This is a genomic window from Bacillus mobilis, assembly GCF_001884045.1.
GTDB lineage: Bacteria > Bacillota > Bacilli > Bacillales > Bacillaceae_G > Bacillus_A > Bacillus_A mobilis.
Genome location: NZ_MACF01000106.1, coordinates 1 through 905, shown reverse-complemented (window position 1 = coordinate 905; position 905 = coordinate 1). Strand labels below are relative to the sequence as shown.

General features: G+C 32.7%; 1 protein-coding gene. It reads left to right on the top strand.

Annotated elements, in window-relative coordinates:
• A partial coding sequence (locus BAQ44_RS18335; RefSeq protein WP_249024740.1) for an RNA-guided endonuclease InsQ/TnpB family protein occupies window positions 1-905 on the top strand: 905 nt, incomplete at both ends.

Sequence of the window (905 nt, the reverse complement as noted above, 5' to 3'; positions counted from 1 at the left end):
TATACGCCAGGTGTACACTGGATTAACACAAGAAAAAGAGTTGCAGCCTTTGCAAAAAGAAGTTCTGGCTAATATTCATAAAAATATTGGTAAGATGAATGACACACAACGTCTTGCCTATCAGAAGAAATTGGAAAAAGAGAAATTAAAACCTAAAGAAGAGCAGAAAGAGATTACATGTAATTTGTTTTCAGAACCTAATTTTGAAAAACCTTATGTAGATTACAACTTTCTAGATGCACTATTTAAGGCTATGATTCAAAATGATTATCGAGCTTTGCCTACGCAATGTAGCCAGTCCATCATGAAAGGTGTGTTCCAAAATTGGAAATCTTTTTTTGCTAGTTTAAAAGACTATAAAAAGAATCCAAACAAATACTTTGGACCACCTAGAATTCCAAAGTATATTCGTTCTTCTGAAAAAGAGATTCTGTATACAAACCAAGATTGCATCATTAAAAACGGTAGATTTTTAAAGTTCCCAAAGACGAAATTGCAATTAAATATTGGGAAACTAGGTTTCACTGAAGGTAAACTGAAACAAGTTCGTGTGATTCCAAAATACAATGAATATGTAGTGGAGTTGGTAATTGATGTTCCTTCTGAACAACAAATGATTGAAGAGAATGCACGTTATATGAGTATTGATTTAGGTATTGATAACCTTGCAACCATCGTAACAAACACAGGTATGAAACCTGTCCTTGTTAAGGGCAAACATGTCAAAAGCATAAATCAATATTACAACAAAATGAAGAGTCATTTTACAAGCATTCTTAGAAATGGAAAACAAACGAATGAAGGACCCTTTACTTCTAAAAGGATAGAAAAACTTCATCAAAAACGTTACTTGAAAATAAAAGACGTCTTCCATAAAGTTAGTCACCATATCGTAAAACTAGCCC